The following is a 15180-nucleotide window of genomic DNA, read 5'->3' on the forward strand; positions in this document are numbered from 1 at the left end:
GACTCCGAGGGGAGCGGCAAAAGGGTTTTTATATTCACCACTACACGTGGTGGTCAACAGCCGCACTGTGGACCGATTCCCTACGTTTATGCGGGAGGGAGTTCCTGTGGTTGACGAAGATGTTTGCCGCTGGACATTCCGCCGAGCGGCCGACCGCAAGCAGGCGGTCGCTACTCGCTGCAGTGGGGAGTAGCGGCCTCGCGGGGATCTCGGGGTGTTCGCGGATTCTGGGGACTAGCGGTGGTACCGGTATCACGCTCGAATACGTCGAGGTAGCCGGCGCACGGACGAAAGAGACGTTTCAGCCTATCGTCGACGAACTGAACGCGGCGTACGACGACGAGGTCGACCTCCAGTTCACCCAGATCCCCTACGAGAACATGCGGAGCCAGTTACAGACGCGCGTCGGCGGCGGGAACGCGCCCGACATCGCGGCGCTCGACCAGATCTGGCTCGGCACGTTCGTCGACGCCGGCGTTCTCCTCGAACTGGACGCGGTGGCGGACGACACCGACCTCGACGACTTCCTCGACCCGTTCGTCGAAACCACTCGATTCGACGGGCATCAGTACGCCTTTCCGACGACGACAGACGTTCGCGGGATGTACTGGAACAAAGCGGCGTTCGAGGACGCGGGTCTTGACCCCGAATCTCCGCCGGAGACGTTGCCGGAACTGTTAGACGCCGCCGAGACCCTCCACGACCCGCCCGGCAGGTACGGCGCGACCCAGTTCGTCAACGGCGGCCGCTGGACCGTGAACCTCTTCTCGGCGGGCGGGAGCGTGATGAGCGACGACGGCACCGAACCCCGCTTTCAGGAATCGCCGGGCGCGTCGGCCGCCGCGTTCCTCGACGACCTCTACAACGGCCGGCGCGTGGGTCCGCCGGACCCGGCGTATCGAAACAGCGCACAGACCGCCCGCGAGTTCCTTCAGGGGCAGTACGCCATCACCGTCGTCGAGGGGTCGTGGCTGGACTACTTCTGGCGCAACCTCGGCAACGAAAACCCCGAGATGGTCGAGCGGTTCGGCTTCGCGCCCACACCTCGGCCGGCGGGGGGAGAGACGGCGACGATGAGCGGCGGCCACGTGTGGACCGCGTTCGAGGACACCGACCATCCCGGCGTCGTGCGGGACTTCCTCCGAATCGCGACGGAGCAGGAGTTCATGCAACACCTTGCCGCCGAGGCCGGAGAGATCCCAACCAGAGAGTCGCTTCAGGACGAGGACGAGGTGTGGGCCGAGATCCTCTACGCCGATACCGTCCGCGACATCCTGTCCGAAACGAGGCTACGGCCCGTCCGGAACTGGCCGGTCGTCGCCGACTCGCTCGGCCCCGCCCTCCAGCAGGTAGCGTTCGACGAGCAAGCGCCCGAGACAGCGCTGAACGCGGCCGCAGAGGAGGTACGGTCGAAACTCGGATGACTGACGACGCCGGGACCACGCGACCCGACCACCGAGAACCGGACGGCTCTACAGTCGCTCGGCGAGAACCGGCCCTCACTCTAACGGAACGCGTCTTCGAGGCCGTCGACCGTCGTCTCCCGTATCTCTTTCTCGTCCCCGCGCTCGCTCTCGTCGCGTTTCTCGTCGTGTATCCGGTCGTCCGGGCAGTCGAACTCAGCCTCCACGAGGTGGTACTCATCAACCTGTCCGACCAGCAGTTCGTCGGGGTGTCGAACTACGCCACCGTCGTCTCGGACCCCGTTTTCGCGACGGTGATGCGAAACACCGTCGTGTTCGTCGGCGCGAGCGTGCTGGGACAGGTCGCCGTGGGCCTGGGGCTCGCGCTGTTGCTCGAACGGCGGTGGCTCGGCGGTCGATTGACGCGCTTGTTCCGGTTGGCGTTCGTCCTCCCGTGGGCGACGACGGGCGTCATCGTCGCTTTCTCGTGGCAGTTCATGTTCCACCCGCGGATGGGGATCGTCAACGAGACGTTGCGGGCGCTCGGCGTCGCGACCCCGCCGACCTGGCTCAACAGCACCCGGTGGGCGATGGCCGCCGTCATCGTCGCCACCGTCTGGCGCGGGGTCCCGTTCTCGCTCATCTTCCAGACCAGTGGCCTCCAGAGCATCCCGTCGCGACTGTACGAGGCCGCCGACGTCGGAGGCGCGTCCCCGGTCCAGACCGTCCGCCACGTTACCGTCCCGCTGCTGTGGCCGTTCGTCGCTATGAACCTCGTGCTGGTCACACTGTTCACCGTGAACGTCTTCGACATCGTCTTCGTCATGACCGGCGGCGGTCCGCTCCACGCGACCGAGGTGCTGTCGCTGTACATGTACGAGACGGCGTTCGATGTGGGGGCGTTCGGGCGGGCCAACGCTGTCGCGGTGATCCTGTTCGGACTCAACGTCGCCGTCGTCGTGCTCTATCTGGTCGCGTTCGACCGTGGCAACGGGGGTGCGCGATGAGGTCTCGTCTGATAGCGTTGCGGTATCACGCTCGCGACCGACTGCGTGCCGCCCGTCGTTACCCGGAGCGGACGGCCGCCCGTGTCGCGACGGTGGTCACCCTCGCGACGAGCGCGGCGTTCATCGCGCTCCCGCTGTACTGGCTGTTCTCGGCCGCGTTCCGTCCACAGGAGGGGATCGAAGTGCCGCCGCCGCTGTTTCCCAGCCGGGTGACGTTCGATAACCTGACTGCCGTCCTCGCCGAAACCGCGTTCCCGACGTACTTCGTAAACAGCGTCGTCGTCTCCGCCCTGACGGTGGTTCTGGCCGTCGTCATCGCGACGCCGGCGGGGTACGCGCTCTCCCGATACGACCTGCGGTACGAGCGAGCGTTCATGCTCGCGGTACTACTCGTCCAGATGATACCCCTGCTCGCCCTCGTCACGCCGCTGTATCAGCTGTTCGCGGCCGCCGGGCTGCTCGACACGCTGGCCGTCGTGATAGTCACTGACACCGTGATGGTCGTCCCCGTCGGTATCTGGCTGATCAAGGAGTACTTCGACACCCTCCCGGAGGGACTCGAAGAAGCCGCCCGCGTCGGCGGCGCGACGCGACTGCGGGCGTTTCTCGTTGTCCTCCCGCTGGCGCGTCCCGCCGTCGGGGCGACGGCCGTCTTCGCGTTCGTAGTCTCGTGGAACCAGTTCGTCATCCCGCTCACGTTCACGTCCAGCCAGGCGGTGTGGACGTTCCCGGTGGGGCTCTACGAGTTCATCTCCCGCAGAGGGGTCGTGAACTGGCCGCTTCTCGGGGCGGCGAGCCTCTGGGCGATGCTCCCAGTACTGGTGTTGGTCGCCGCCTTCCAGCGCCAGTTCGTCGCCGGGCTTTCGGGCCGGTTCGGTGGAGGGCGGAGATGACGGCGACAGACACTGAGAGTGACCGACCATGACCGACATCGAACTCGACGGTATCGACGTATCGTACGACGGAGTGACGGCGGTGACGGGCGTCGACCTCCGCGTCCGCGACGGGGAGTTGCTCGTCCTCGTCGGCCCGTCCGGATGCGGGAAGACGACGTTGCTCCGGACGGTAGCCGGCCTGGAGCACCCCGATGCTGGCGAGGTAGTGATCGACGGGCGACGCGTGACCGACCTGCCCGCCCGCAAGCGCGACGTCAGCCTCGTCTTTCAGGACTTCGCGCTGTTTCCGCACCTGACCGTCCGCGAGAACCTCTCGTTCGACCTTCGGATGCAGGGGTACGACGACGCCGACGACCGCGTTCAGGACGTGTCCGAGATACTGGAGATCGGCGGGCTGGTAGACCGGTCCATCGACGAACTCTCGGGTGGGCAGAAACAGCGCGTCGCGCTGGGTCGCGCGATCGTCACCGAACCCGCGGCGTTCCTGCTCGACGAACCGCTAGCGAACCTCGACGCGAGCCTCCGCGAGCGGATGCGGACGGAAATTGCCCGCCTACAGGACGACCTCGGCGTCACGACGGTTCACGTCACGCACGACCAAGCCGAGGCGCTGACCATGGGTGACCGCGTGGCCGTCGTACGGGACGGCCGGATAGCGCAGGTCGGGACCCCCGAGGAAGTCTACCGGTCACCCGCATCGGTGTTCGTTGCGGGGTTCGTCGGTAGTCCCGCGATGAACCTCCTCCGCGGACGGTACGATTCCGACGTGGACGCAGTGGAGATAGGGAGTGACGAAGACGCTGCCGACCCACAGGCCGCGACCGCGGGAGTCGAACCCGCAGGCGAGGAGACCAACGACTCACAGACCGTGCCCGTCGGTGTCGGCGGCATCGAGGACGACAGCGCGGTGGTGCTCGGTATCCGCCCCGAACACGTCGAGGTAGAACCCGAGCGGCGTCGGGACGACGGCTGGTTCGACGCGACCGTCGCCTTCGACGAGTTCCGCGGCGCGGACAGGTACGTCTACCTCGAAGCGGCGGGCTGTCCGGAAATCACCGCCCGAGTCCCCGGACACAGTTCCGTCAGCGTCGGCGAAACGCTGGCGGTCCGGTTCCCACCCGAGCGGCTCCACCCCTTCGACGCCGACACGGGGCAGCGGATCGCGACGGGTGAGCAGGCCAAATCGGAGGCTGCCGCACCCGAGGGTGACCGGTGATGACCGGGTACGCACGCCTTCCGGCGGTCGACCTCGACGGCGCGGAAACGGTGTTCGAACCGCCGGACGGGGGCGAGGGCCACTGGGTCGGAGCGCCCTGCGTCCACCGGCACGACGGAACGACTTATCTCGCCGTCCGGTGGCGTGACCCCGAAAGGCGGGGCTACGCTGTTGCTGTGTACGAGCGGACTGCACCGAACGAGTTCGACGAGCGAGTCCGTCTCACGGCGGACGCCCTCGGCGCGGTCAGCGTCGAGCGCCCCGCGCTGGTCACTGACCCGCGGACCGACGACCTGCACTGCTATCTTCCCGTGGAACACGGCGAAAACGACTGGACCGTCCAGAAACTCGACGCCGCAACCGATCCGTCCGGATTCGACCCGGGCACCGCACGGGACGTACTCGTCCCGAAACCGGGAACGACCGACGAGGAGACCGTCAAGGACCCCTGCATCGTCACGCTCGGCGGCCGTTACTACATGTTCTACGCGGGCCACGACGGCGTCTCCGAGCAGGCCCACCTGGCGACGAGCGCGGACGGCGAAACCTGGACGCGCGCGGAGACCAACCCGGTCCTCGGCCGGAGTGGATGGCACGACCACCACACCCGCGTCACTGCAGTCTGCCCCGCGCCGGACGCCCCCGTGTGGCTCGTCTTCTACGACGGGAGCGCCACCGGCGATTACGGCGCGACGTGGAACCTCCGGACCGGCGTCGCGATAGCCCGGGACCTCCGGCGGCCGGTCGACACCACCCCTGACGAACCCGCGCTCTCTGCACCCGTCAGCGGCGGCGAAACCGGGCTCAACAGCTTCGGGACGTGCCGGTACGTCGATATTCTGGACGACGGAGACGAGCGCGAACTGTTCGCGGAAGTGGCCCGGACCGACGGAGCGTTCGAACTCAGACGGTGCAGTCTCTCGGAGCGGTAGTCGCTGCCCCGCCTCCGAGAGCGCCTCATCGCGTCGGGTCGATAGCGACGGAGACAGCGTTCGCTCTCTGGAACGCTAAATAGTTGGGGTGAAGTTTTTATAGGTTGTGCCGTGAATTAGAATATAGGAATTCACCACTCCGGAAGGTGAAGATATATGAACGCTGAAAACCGCACCGCGGTCTCCCGCGAACGGACGGTAGAAGAGTTCGACGAAGTGTTCGATCTGCTCGCACATCCGCACAGACGGACCGTTATCGACGAACTCGAATCGGACGTGACGGTCACCGTCCGCGAACTCGCGGAGCGGATCGCTGAGCGTCGGGACTCGGCCTCGCTGTCCAGCGCCCGGATAGCGCTCTGCCATAATCACCTGCCGCGACTGGCCGAGGCGGGGGTCGTGAGCTACGACCACGACGAGAAGCGGTGCGAGCTAAACGACGCAGCGGCCGTCCGGGCCGTCCTCGCTACCGCTAGAGAACAGGTCTGATTGCTCCGCTCTAGCCGTCCGGTTCGTGCCGACGCGGTCAGTCTGCCCCGGGACAACTAGACGCTTGCGTGCAGGTTTTCACCTTCTGTGGTGGTGAATATCAAACGGCCAACATGATTTATGTATCGGCGGGCAGAAGAGGTGTTATGCACAGCGAGGGGCCAGTCGGAGTCGAAATCGCGAAACGGATCGCAAGCATCGAAGACGTAGACCCGACAGATCTCGAACCGCCGCTTTACGACGCCATCGACCTCGACGCGCTCGACGCGTTCCTCCGGAGTTCTCACCCGGACGAGACTACCGTCGAGTTCAGGTACGAACAGTACAGTATCACCGTCGACAGCGCGGGCGATGTCCGCGTGGACGTGCCGTACGACACCGCCAGCGGGAGTCAGTCGCAGAAGCGACAGACGTCCGACTGACTTCCGTACGGAAGTCAGTAGCGACTGCTGAGTTCCCGCGACGACCCGAAAGCGAACCGTCCGACGAAGTTATCCCCGCAGCACCCGTCCTCGAAACGGATGACTGAGGGAACCGACGCGGACGTGGCTGATGCCCAGACGGCCGCAGAGCGACGCGACGAGGTCGTCGCGCGTGTAACCGACCACGCGGGCCAGATAGCGCGCGAACTTGCACTGCTTCGGGGCGATGACTACGGAACGGAAACGTTCAGTACCGACGCCGGGGAGTGGGCGATCAAGTACGAGGCCGGCGTCCTCCAATACCTCCGGTTTTCCGGCCGTTCCGGCGGCGAGACGTACGTCGTATCGACACAACAGCCACCGGATCCAGACGAACTCGCAGAGGCGATGGAGGACTACGACGCGTTCGTCGCGGCGTGGAACGAGTACGTACGGTCGTTAGAGGGCACTCTGGATGACGTATCCGCGTCGTTCCCGGCGGTGGAATCAACTCAGGAAGTCGCCGCCGAGCGCGACAGGATCGTCGCACAGGTCCGCGAGGTAGCGAACGCGATGGCCGGTGAACTCCACCGGTACGAGGGGAGCGACTACGGCGAGTTCACCGCCCGAGTCGACGGGAAACGCTGGAAACTGAAGCGAGACGGGTCCGAAACCTCGTACCTCCGCGTGGGCGGCGACGGCGGCATCTACATACTCTCGCAGTACGGCCCGCCGTCGCCAGCGGACCTCCGGGCGAACCTCGACGGCGTCGTCGGGTTCGTCGAGGCGTTCAACGAACACGTCGACGATGTCGACGCTGACCTGTCGTCGGTTTCGCTGTAGGTCTCTGGGGCGGGACGACACGTCGGTACGGTGACCCGCGTCGCCGGTCAGCCCCCGTCGGATCCGTCTTCGGTTCTCGCCGCGTCTTCGTCGGAGGTCAGTCCGATCTCTCCGCGGTAATCGAACGCGTCACTGTCGTCGATCCTCGCGGTCAACAGACCGCGGATCCACACCAGCAGTCCGTGGTCGACGCCGCGACACCAGATGCCCGTCTGTTCGATGACGCCGGGCAGGTCACCCTCCCGTGCGGCGCTCAGAAGGATCGCGTTGCGGTCGACCATGACGATGTGGCTCGGTTTGTGCCCCTGTTCGGGTGGCATCACGTCGAGCGACTCGTACACGGACACCGTCGCGGCCGGGATCACGTCCAGAACCTGTTTTTTGGCCGACTCGGATGGGACCTCGACGAGGACGTCGACGTCGTTCCGTGCGAGTTCGTCGATCTTGTCGAACACTTCCTCGTCGACGCCCCCCTCGTGACCGACGAGGAGATACACTTCCGTCTCGGCGTCGTCGAGGAGGGTCTCGGTGCGGTCGATCACGTGGTCCCGATTCGCGATTGCCCAGACACCTTGTTTCTCTAGCCGACGGTCGGTGTCGACGTTGCCGAGCGCCTCGTCGACCTCGTCAAGAGTCGTCCGAAAGTCGCGGTCGAACACGGAGAGGGCCGTCTCAGTTTCGACCGCCTGGTACTCCCGCGGTTCGGACTGCTGGACGTCGACCAGGCCGCGTTCGTGCAGACGTTCGAGGGCGTCGTACACGCGCGACCGTGGCACGTCCGAGAGCTGGCTTATCTCCTTGGCGGTGCCCTTGCGTATCCGAGAGAGCCCGACGAAACAGCGAGCCTCGTACTCGGTCAAACCAACCGATTCGAGCGCCGTGACAGCGTCATCGTCGGATGTCATACTAGTAGTCCCTCATACAATCAGTTATACCGACCCGCCAGAGCTATCAGCTGGTTTCAACAACGCCCGCGTGTCGTCCAACGCCGGTTTCGGGACGACTGTCCCGGCGTCGTCGTCGTGACTCGCGACGTTTGCCCTGAAGAGCTTCGGGATGTGGACCTGTACGAGCGAGGTCCGGATCCGCTGGCGGTCCGGCGGCGAACCGTCGCGGTCAGTATCCCTCTGTTTCTCGTCGGCGATCCGGTCGACGATATCTGCGACAGGGACAGAACTGTCGGCGTCGAGAAGCGCGCTAACGACGATCCGTCGTCGTGGGTCAGCGAGCGCCTCGCTCAACTCGTCGACCGAACGATCACCCCCATCAGTTCGGACGGTTCCAGTCCCGCTAAATCGCTGCAAGCGGTCCATCACTACCTATCGGGTACTGGCAGGCCTCTTTTAAGCTGATTGTCATTCGAACGATCCGAACAGATCTGTTGTTACTAGAGTGACAACAGCCATGACGACTAAAGTGACAACAGAGATCGGTGAGCAGTTCCGGTAGGACTGCTACGGCTCAGTCGAACGGACCGTCACAGCGACGCCGCGGGTAGGAGTCGAACCTACAACCCGTTCCCGGGGCCGGCAAAGCCGGTGGGCTCTCGCACGTACCCAGCCACGGCACACTCAGTTCAAGAAGCGGTATCGCATTAGTAATGCACCGTGTACGGCACCGGAAGCCAGCGCCTACGCCGCGTCGCGGTCATCTGACCCGAAAAACGCGTCCCCGTGGTCGTCGCGCCATGCGAACGCGAACAGGCGGCGCGTCGGGGCCCTGTCCAGCGACCGACCGTCCCGGCTCTCCCCGGTCGCTCCGGACCAGCGCGTGCCGTCCGCGTAAAACCGCTCTTCGTCAGCGGAGTCGGTATCAACGGGGTCGAACCGCAGACCCGTCTCGAACGCGTGGATGCCATCGGCCGTCGAGAAGACCGCTATCTCCGTCCCACCGACCGCGACGTGGACGACGCCGCCGGCCTCCTCGACGCGGCGACGGGGAACGCCGAGGGCGTCGCCGCCGCGTTCGATTCCGAGGACGACGTCCTTCGGGTCGAGGTTCGGATGATCCCACTCACGCTCTCCGTCGCCGCCACGGTGTGCCGCCAGACCGAACCCCTCAGTCTCGAAGTACGACTCGTACGGAGCCTGGTCGTACTCGATCGGTTCGGGGTCGGAACCCTCGCCGCTGGCCTCGCTCTCGCCGCCGGGGGGCGCCAGAACGACGCCGTCCGGGTTCGAATCGCGAAACCGCTCCCAGGTCGTCATCGCGGCCGGGAGAACCCGCAGGCTCTCCCCCGCCAGAACGCCCGCGATGGCCTCGCCGCTCGACTGCTTCCACTCGCTTTCGGTTTCGCGGTCGTACATCACCAGGTCGTCGTCGGCCAGTTTTCCCGAGACTCCGAAAGTCGAGACTTTCGAGTCGCCGTCCGCTCCCATCGGGGAGTCGACAGAGGTCCCCCTGCCGACCTCGCGGTCGTAGACGACGGCGCTACCGCAGAGCGGACACCAGGTGACGGCGACGGGACGGTCGGCCTCGGGCGTCGCGATCACGTCGTTGACTATCTCGTGATAGTGCAGGTACCGTACCGGATAGGCCTTCGGTGGTGTCGCGTCCGTAAGCGCGACGACCTGGTCGTCCGGATCACCGTCGTACTTGTCGACGAACTCGGGGTCGTCCACACTCGGGATGGCGTCGCGCGGGATGACCTGTCGCACGTTCATGCGTGACGGTTCGTCCGGCCGCGGGGAAAACGCTGTGGCGGTTCGCGGTCGGCGGGCGGGAGGAACTACGACGACAGGGCGAACGAGAGCCGTTCCTCCTCTGGTCCCTTCGTCTCCCGTCCCGTCGCCTCGAACCGACCGATCTCGGCGGTGTTCGAGACGTGAGTGCCGGCGCAGGCGGTGCGGTCGTATTCCCCTATCTCCACGATCCGGACCTCGGTGATGCTGTCGGGCAGCAGGTGGATCCGGGTGCGGTCAGGGTCGAGGCGTTCCTCTGCTACATCCCTGTCCAGTTCGTACCACTCGACCGGAATGGACCGCTCGATCAGTTCGTTCATCCGCGACGTGATGTCCGCGAGATCCGCCTCTGTGAAGCGGTCGTACGCGCAGTCGATCCGGGCCCGGTCGGCGTACAGCTGATTACCTGTCGTCTCCGCATCGTACTCAGCCAGCAACAGCGCCGAGAGGAGGTGCTGGGCGGTGTGATAGCGCATGTGCGCCCGGCGGCGGTCCCAATCGAGTTCGCCGGAGACAGCTGTCCCCGCCGCCGGCGGATCCCCGTCGACGGCGTGATAGATAGTGTCTCGCTTCTGGACATCGGTTACGCGCCACGTCTGACCGTCGGCGGAGAGCGTCCCCTCGTCGGGAGGTTGTCCGCCGCCTTCCGGATAGAACAGCGTCCTGTCGAGGACGATGCTGTCGTCGGCGACGCGCTCGACGGTCGCCTCGAACTCGCACTTGTCCGATAGATCGAGATAGAGCGGTTCGGTCACGTCCGATGCCAGGATTCGACGGTACTTATACACTGACGTGCGGTTGTCAGCGAAGCGTTCCGTAGGGACGGCCCGGAAAATTGCGGGGCCGTCCTAGTCGAAACAGGGACGGCAGACAGTATCATTCGAGGTGTCGTAACGCTAAAGAGTCGAACAAACGTTTGTATACACACCAATGAGTAACGGATCTACGCTATGGGGGTGGTATCGTGGGGGTTGAGATAAAGGAGTCCCGCGTTACCGACGAGGAACTCGACCGGATGGCCGCCTTTGTCTTCGAGTATCTCTCGGCCAGTGTCGAAAACGAGGACGAGGGGGGACGGATGCGATGGTATCCCTGGCACTCCGCAGACTACCGCCACAACCACATCCTGAACGTCGTCGAACTCGCGGAGGAGATCGCACGGGCCGAAGGGGCAGACGTCGACGTCACTCGCGTCGCCGCACTGTTTCACGACGTCGCCAAACTGGACGCCGAACAGGACATCCACGCCGAGGAAGGTGCCCGCGTCGCCCGCGAGTATCTGCAGTCCCGCGGAGACTACCCGCAGTCGTTCGTCGACGCCGTGTGTAACTCCGTCGCCGAACACTCCTATCAGGGCGACCTCTCGGACCTGCCGTTAGAGACGCAGTGTCTCGTCGAAGCCGACCTGCTCGACAAGGTCGGCGCGAACGGGACCGCGCTGATGTTGCTGCGGATGGGGTACGAGGCACGGACCCACATGGACGCCGCCGAGATGGTCGACCGCGTCCTCGAACGCGGTCGGGACGCCGCCGACCGCGTCCAGACCGACACGGCCGAGAGCATCGCCTACCGCCGACTCAAGCGCGTCAAATGGTTCCGGGAGTGGCTCTCGGACGAGGTATCCGCGATAGACGAACCGGCGTTTTAAAGCAGCGTTCCGGCGGCATCCGACAGGAAGACGACGCCGAACCCGGCCAGCACGGCGGCGCTCACGTACGCCACGGCGGGCGCGAACGCGTCAGTCCGTCGTCCGGCGCTCACGAGCGCCGCAGGGAATCCCACAACCCAGAGCACGATCCCGCCGAAGAATCCGACCAGAAGCGCCGGCGATCCCGTTTCGACGACGAACGTCCCTGCGAGCGCTTCGCCGATGTACGGCACCGGAGCGAACACGTCGAGCGTTCCGGGTTCTAACAGGCCGACGCCGATCGTCAGCCAGAAGACGATCTGGTACGGGTTCGTCAGCGCCAGTACGAACGCCTTGCGGAACCCCTTATCCGTCTCTGCCGCGTCACCGGTGAACCCGCCCGACGCCTCCGTAAACGCGCCGTAGGCGAAGTAGAGCATCAACAGTCCGCCGATGCCGACCATCACCGCTCGGAGCGTCGGAAGGCGCTCGACGGCGGCGACGACCCCGAACAGCGCAAGCACGAAGAAGACCGCGTCCGCCGTCATCGCGCCGAGTCCGGCCCAGAACCCCGACCGCCATCCCCGCAGAACGCTCTCTTCGGCGATAATCGCGTTCATGGGGCCCGGCGGAGCGGCGAGGGCGACACCGAAGACGACTCCGGCGACGGAAGACGTCAGCATCGACATACCCATACATACCCCAGTGAGCCGTGAAAAACTGTCCGACAGCGGCCGGAGTCGCCGCTTCGTCCGCACGGGAGCCTACAGCGGAAGCACGGAGACGCCGAACGTCAGGTCCGCGGTGATGTCGGCGGCGAAAGCCAGGAAGACGACCGCGGAGAGCAGATAGAGATACCGCTTGACGTTGTACTCCTCCATCAAGTGGGCGAAGCGGTGGAAGCAGTAGGCGTTGACCATGCTCACGGGGACGATAGCCAGCATCTCGCCCGCCCAGATAGCCGACCCGGCGGCGTACTGCGCGGCGAGGCCGATAGTTATCAGTTGGGTCTTGTCGCCGAACTCGCCGAGCGCCATCACAGAAAAGGACGGAACGAACCCGGCGGCCCGACCGTCGCCAGCGACGTCGATATCAGTTAGCAGGCCGCCGTCGGTGACCATCGGAGCGTCCGTCTCGGGGATCGAGTAGAGAAGCATCCCCGCGAACAGGACGAACAGGACGGCGGTGGCGATGTCGAGGTACGTTTCGGGGAGGGCCCCCTGAAGCGCCCGACCCAGGGCTATCTCAAGAACGGTCCATCCGGCAAACGCACACGCGGCACCCGCGACGACGATGACGGGGCGGTACTTCGTCGCAAGCCCGGCGATGACGAACTGCCCCTTCTCGCCCGGAAGCGCGAGCAGTTGGGCCGTGAACGCGATGACGAGCACGTCGATCCAACTTGTCATGCTTCCTCGACCACCGACTCGTCGCTATCGGTCGCAACCGACACGCGGATCGAACGGGCGACGGACTCAGGGAGGCTCTGTTCGTCCCCATCGACATCGACGGTCACCATCCCGAACGGCGCGACATCGGTGATTTCGAGCACCGTTCCGGGGACGACACCGGCGTCCTGCAGGTAGGCCAGTTCGTCGGCGTCCCGGTCGCTCACGCGTTCGACTTTGAGCCGTTCGTTCTCGCCGTGTTCGTCGAGGCGCGTTCCGGTTCCCTCGTCGGGCGGTGTCAGATCCGGACTCGGGATCGGATCGCCGTGCGGGTCGACCTCCGGGTCCCCGAGCGCGTTCGCGACCCGGCGCTCGAACTCCTCGCTGATGTGGTGTTCGAGCGCGTCGGCCTCGTCGTGGACCTCGGACCAGTCGTAGTCGAGGTGTTCGGTGAGATACGCCTCCAGTAGTCGGTGATGGCGAACAACCTCCACCGCGACAGTCTCGCCGTCCGCCGTCAGTTCGACGCCCTTGTACTTCTCGCGGTCCACCAGTCCGCGCTCCTCCAGACTGTCGACCATGCTGGTGACAGTGGGCGCGGTAACGTCCAGATACTCCGCGAGCCGCGACGTTCCGATGGGCGCGCCCTCGTCCCGCTCCAGGTAGTAGATCGCTTTCAGATAATCTTCCATCACGTCGCTCAACATTCTCAACCAAGGATTAGACACATCTAAACATAAGTGTTTTGCAGTCAAAACATTGTGTCGCTGAGAGGTCGGCCGGACGCGCGTCGCCGACCGCCGAGGCGCGCGTCGACGGGGGAGGGCAGGCCTGCTGCAAGCGATGTACCCGCGAACGAACACAGGAGCGGTCTCAGCGGCAATCGCAGAGCCCAGCGATGCCACGGATCTCGGGTTCTTGAGTACGACCATTGAACGGCGCGAACGTAGCGAGAGGAGTGAGTTCGGTCGAGCGTTCTGCGAGGACTGCGAGCGGCCCGCCGCCGGCGGACCGCTCGGCACGCGGTGGTTCGAGACGGCCGAGCCGTCTCGTCGTCGCGGGAACAGCGGAGCGGTTTCCGAACGACAGCGCAAAAGTTCGTGTTACACGCCCTGTCCCATCAGGTGGCTCCGCAGGATGTCGTCGTCCTTGTTGCCCGCGCCGGTGTTCAGCAGAACAACGGTGTCGTCCTCGTCGAACTCGCCCCGTTCCGAGAGCTCCCACGCGCCGCTTGCCGCCGCCGCGCAGGTCGCTCCCATCTCCAGCCCTTCGTTCTGGGCGACGGCGATGGCGCTCTCAAGGATCTCGGAGTCGTCGGTCGCGACCGCACCGCCGCCGCTCTCGCGGAGCGCATCGAGGATCAGCGGACTCGCGCCCGGGTCCGGGATCTCGATACCGCCGCAGATGGTGTCGGGCGTCTCCGTCGGTTCGTGGCGGTCGAGGCCGCGCTCGAACGCGTCGACGATAGGCGCACACCCCGCCGACTGCGCGGCGTACATCGCCGGCAGTTCGTCGGTCAGCCCCAGATCGCGAAGTTCCTTCGCGCCCTTGTGCATGCCGACGAGGCCGACGCCGCCGCCGGTCGGGTAGACAACGGCGTCCGGAACCGTCCAGTCCTCCTGTTCGACTATCTCGTACAGCATCGTCTTTTTCCCCTCGTGGCGGTAAGGCGTCTGGAACGTCTGTAGCGAGTACCAGTCGTCGTTGTCGTCCATCGCGTCATCGTAGGCCGCGCCGGCGTCGCCGATGCGACCGCCGACGACGGTCATGTCGCCGCCGTGGACGTTCACCATCGCCTTGTTCGTGAACCCGGCGCGCGAGGGAAGAAAGACGTGCGAGTCGAGGCCAGCGCGGGCGGCGTACGCCGACGCGGCCTGCCCGGCGTTGCCCGCGGAGGCGAGCGCCACGTCCTCCGCCTCGTGCTGTGCGGCGGCGGTGACGGCGACCGTCTGCCCGCGGTCCTTGAACGTCCCGGTCGGATTACGCCCCTCGTCTTTGAGCAGGACGCGCCCGACGCCGAGTTCGTCGGCCAGGGCGGGACACTCGACGAGTTGGGTCGCCCCCTCGTCCATCGTCACGGCAGCGTCCCGCGTGAACGGGAGCAGTTCCTCGTAGCGCCACATCGTTTCGAACGGTCGCTCGGCGAGCGTGTCGCGGTCTAACTCGACTGCGTCGTAGTCGTAGGTCGGGTCGAGTATACCGCCGCAGTCGGGGCAGCGGTGAGTCGCCGTCTCGGCGTCGAACGTCTCGCCGCAGTCCAGGCACTCCAGTCCGACGAACGCCTCCGTCGTGTCCAT

General features: G+C 65.5%; 17 protein-coding genes. 9 read left to right on the forward strand and 8 right to left on the reverse strand.

Annotated elements, in window-relative coordinates; genetic code table 11:
• The first annotated feature begins 119 nt into the window (after nt 1-119).
• The 8 genes from EYW42_RS01515 (at nt 120) to EYW42_RS01550 (ending at nt 7187) form a co-directional block, all read left to right on the forward strand.
• Nucleotides 120-1424 (forward strand): extracellular solute-binding protein, encoded by a 1305-nt coding sequence (locus EYW42_RS01515; protein WP_135533487.1) that lies wholly within the window; start codon nt 120-122, stop codon nt 1422-1424.
• Nucleotides 1421-2410 carry a carbohydrate ABC transporter permease gene (locus tag EYW42_RS01520; RefSeq protein ID WP_135533488.1) on the forward strand — a complete coding sequence of 330 codons (990 nt, stop codon included), beginning with the start codon at nt 1421-1423 and terminating at the stop codon, nt 2408-2410. Before EYW42_RS01515 ends, EYW42_RS01520 begins: the two co-directional genes overlap by 4 nt.
• Complete coding sequence (locus tag EYW42_RS01525) at nt 2407-3303, forward strand: carbohydrate ABC transporter permease (protein WP_135533489.1); 897 nt, start codon at nt 2407-2409, stop codon at nt 3301-3303. Before EYW42_RS01520 ends, EYW42_RS01525 begins: the two co-directional genes overlap by 4 nt.
• Before the next feature lie 28 nt (nt 3304-3331).
• Complete coding sequence (locus EYW42_RS01530) at nt 3332-4522, forward strand: ABC transporter ATP-binding protein (RefSeq protein WP_135533490.1); 1191 nt, start codon at nt 3332-3334, stop codon at nt 4520-4522.
• Nucleotides 4522-5454, forward strand: coding sequence for a hypothetical protein (locus EYW42_RS01535; RefSeq protein ID WP_135533491.1), 933 nt, complete (start codon nt 4522-4524; stop codon nt 5452-5454). Before EYW42_RS01530 ends, EYW42_RS01535 begins: the two co-directional genes overlap by 1 nt.
• A gap of 156 nt (nt 5455-5610) precedes the next feature.
• Complete coding sequence (locus tag EYW42_RS01540; protein ID WP_135533492.1) at nt 5611-5943, forward strand: DUF7344 domain-containing protein; 333 nt, start codon at nt 5611-5613, stop codon at nt 5941-5943.
• Nucleotides 5944-6089: 146 nt separating this feature from the next.
• Entirely contained in the window at nt 6090-6365 is a 276-nt protein-coding gene (locus tag EYW42_RS01545) for a HalOD1 output domain-containing protein (protein WP_135533493.1), read from the forward strand.
• Nucleotides 6366-6464: 99 nt separating this feature from the next.
• Nucleotides 6465-7187, forward strand: a complete 723-nt coding sequence (locus EYW42_RS01550) for a hypothetical protein (protein WP_135533494.1) — start codon at nt 6465-6467, stop codon at nt 7185-7187.
• 47 nt (nt 7188-7234) lie between these two features.
• On the opposite strand, the gene EYW42_RS01555 is transcribed toward EYW42_RS01550, so the two are convergent.
• The 4 genes from EYW42_RS01555 to EYW42_RS01570 form a co-directional block, all read right to left on the reverse strand.
• Nucleotides 7235-8092, reverse strand: a complete 858-nt coding sequence (locus EYW42_RS01555) for a TrmB family transcriptional regulator (RefSeq protein ID WP_135533495.1) — start codon at nt 8090-8092, stop codon at nt 7235-7237.
• Nucleotides 8093-8116: 24 nt separating this feature from the next.
• Nucleotides 8117-8500, reverse strand: coding sequence for a DUF7344 domain-containing protein (locus EYW42_RS01560; RefSeq protein WP_138796920.1), 384 nt, complete (start codon nt 8498-8500; stop codon nt 8117-8119).
• Between the two features lie 318 nt (nt 8501-8818).
• Complete coding sequence (locus EYW42_RS01565) at nt 8819-9850, reverse strand: DUF3179 domain-containing protein (RefSeq protein ID WP_135533497.1); 1032 nt, start codon at nt 9848-9850, stop codon at nt 8819-8821.
• 65 nt (nt 9851-9915) lie between these two features.
• Nucleotides 9916-10623: an alanyl-tRNA editing protein gene (locus EYW42_RS01570; protein WP_135533498.1), complete on the reverse strand. Its 708-nt coding sequence runs from the start codon at nt 10621-10623 to the stop codon at nt 9916-9918.
• A 209-nt stretch (nt 10624-10832) separates the two neighbouring features.
• Between EYW42_RS01570 and EYW42_RS01575 the strand changes: the two genes are divergently transcribed.
• Entirely contained in the window at nt 10833-11516 is a 684-nt protein-coding gene (locus EYW42_RS01575; protein WP_135533499.1) for an HD domain-containing protein, read from the forward strand.
• Here the strand turns inward: EYW42_RS01575 and EYW42_RS01580 are convergent.
• The 4 genes from EYW42_RS01580 to EYW42_RS01595 form a co-directional block, all read right to left on the reverse strand.
• On the reverse strand, nt 11513-12184 hold the full coding sequence (locus tag EYW42_RS01580) for a LysE family translocator (RefSeq protein WP_135533500.1): 672 nt from the start codon (nt 12182-12184) through the stop codon (nt 11513-11515). The genes EYW42_RS01575 and EYW42_RS01580 overlap by 4 nt on opposite strands.
• Before the next feature lie 75 nt (nt 12185-12259).
• Nucleotides 12260-12904: a TMEM165/GDT1 family protein gene (locus tag EYW42_RS01585; RefSeq protein WP_135533501.1), complete on the reverse strand. Its 645-nt coding sequence runs from the start codon at nt 12902-12904 to the stop codon at nt 12260-12262.
• A complete protein-coding gene (locus EYW42_RS01590; protein ID WP_135533502.1) occupies nt 12901-13590 on the reverse strand; it encodes a metal-dependent transcriptional regulator in 690 nt (229 codons plus the stop codon). The genes EYW42_RS01585 and EYW42_RS01590 overlap by 4 nt, the downstream gene beginning before the upstream one ends.
• 396 nt (nt 13591-13986) lie before the next feature.
• Complete coding sequence (locus EYW42_RS01595; RefSeq protein ID WP_135533503.1) at nt 13987-15180, reverse strand: threonine synthase; 1194 nt, start codon at nt 15178-15180, stop codon at nt 13987-13989.

The organism is Halostella pelagica, assembly GCF_004762015.1.
In the GTDB taxonomy this organism is placed as follows: domain Archaea; phylum Halobacteriota; class Halobacteria; order Halobacteriales; family Natronoarchaeaceae; genus Halostella; species Halostella pelagica.

Coding starts and splice junctions, on each gene's coding strand:
- EYW42_RS01525 (WP_135533489.1), top strand. CDS start 2,407: ATGAGGTCTCGTCTGATAGCGTTGCGGTATCACGCTCGCGACCGACTG.
- EYW42_RS01550 (WP_135533494.1), top strand. CDS start 6,465: ATGACTGAGGGAACCGACGCGGACGTGGCTGATGCCCAGACGGCCGCA.
- EYW42_RS01520 (WP_135533488.1), top strand. CDS start 1,421: ATGACTGACGACGCCGGGACCACGCGACCCGACCACCGAGAACCGGAC.
- EYW42_RS01595 (WP_135533503.1), bottom strand. CDS start 15,180: ATGGACACGACGGAGGCGTTCGTCGGACTGGAGTGCCTGGACTGCGGC.
- EYW42_RS01580 (WP_135533500.1), bottom strand. CDS start 12,184: ATGTCGATGCTGACGTCTTCCGTCGCCGGAGTCGTCTTCGGTGTCGCC.
- EYW42_RS01530 (WP_135533490.1), top strand. CDS start 3,332: ATGACCGACATCGAACTCGACGGTATCGACGTATCGTACGACGGAGTG.
- EYW42_RS01590 (WP_135533502.1), bottom strand. CDS start 13,590: ATGTTGAGCGACGTGATGGAAGATTATCTGAAAGCGATCTACTACCTG.
- EYW42_RS01555 (WP_135533495.1), bottom strand. CDS start 8,092: ATGACATCCGACGATGACGCTGTCACGGCGCTCGAATCGGTTGGTTTG.
- EYW42_RS01515 (WP_135533487.1), top strand. CDS start 120: ATGTTTGCCGCTGGACATTCCGCCGAGCGGCCGACCGCAAGCAGGCGG.
- EYW42_RS01540 (WP_135533492.1), top strand. CDS start 5,611: ATGAACGCTGAAAACCGCACCGCGGTCTCCCGCGAACGGACGGTAGAA.
- EYW42_RS01535 (WP_135533491.1), top strand. CDS start 4,522: ATGACCGGGTACGCACGCCTTCCGGCGGTCGACCTCGACGGCGCGGAA.
- EYW42_RS01585 (WP_135533501.1), bottom strand. CDS start 12,904: ATGACAAGTTGGATCGACGTGCTCGTCATCGCGTTCACGGCCCAACTG.
- EYW42_RS01560 (WP_138796920.1), bottom strand. CDS start 8,500: ATGGACCGCTTGCAGCGATTTAGCGGGACTGGAACCGTCCGAACTGAT.
- EYW42_RS01565 (WP_135533497.1), bottom strand. CDS start 9,850: ATGAACGTGCGACAGGTCATCCCGCGCGACGCCATCCCGAGTGTGGAC.
- EYW42_RS01545 (WP_135533493.1), top strand. CDS start 6,090: ATGCACAGCGAGGGGCCAGTCGGAGTCGAAATCGCGAAACGGATCGCA.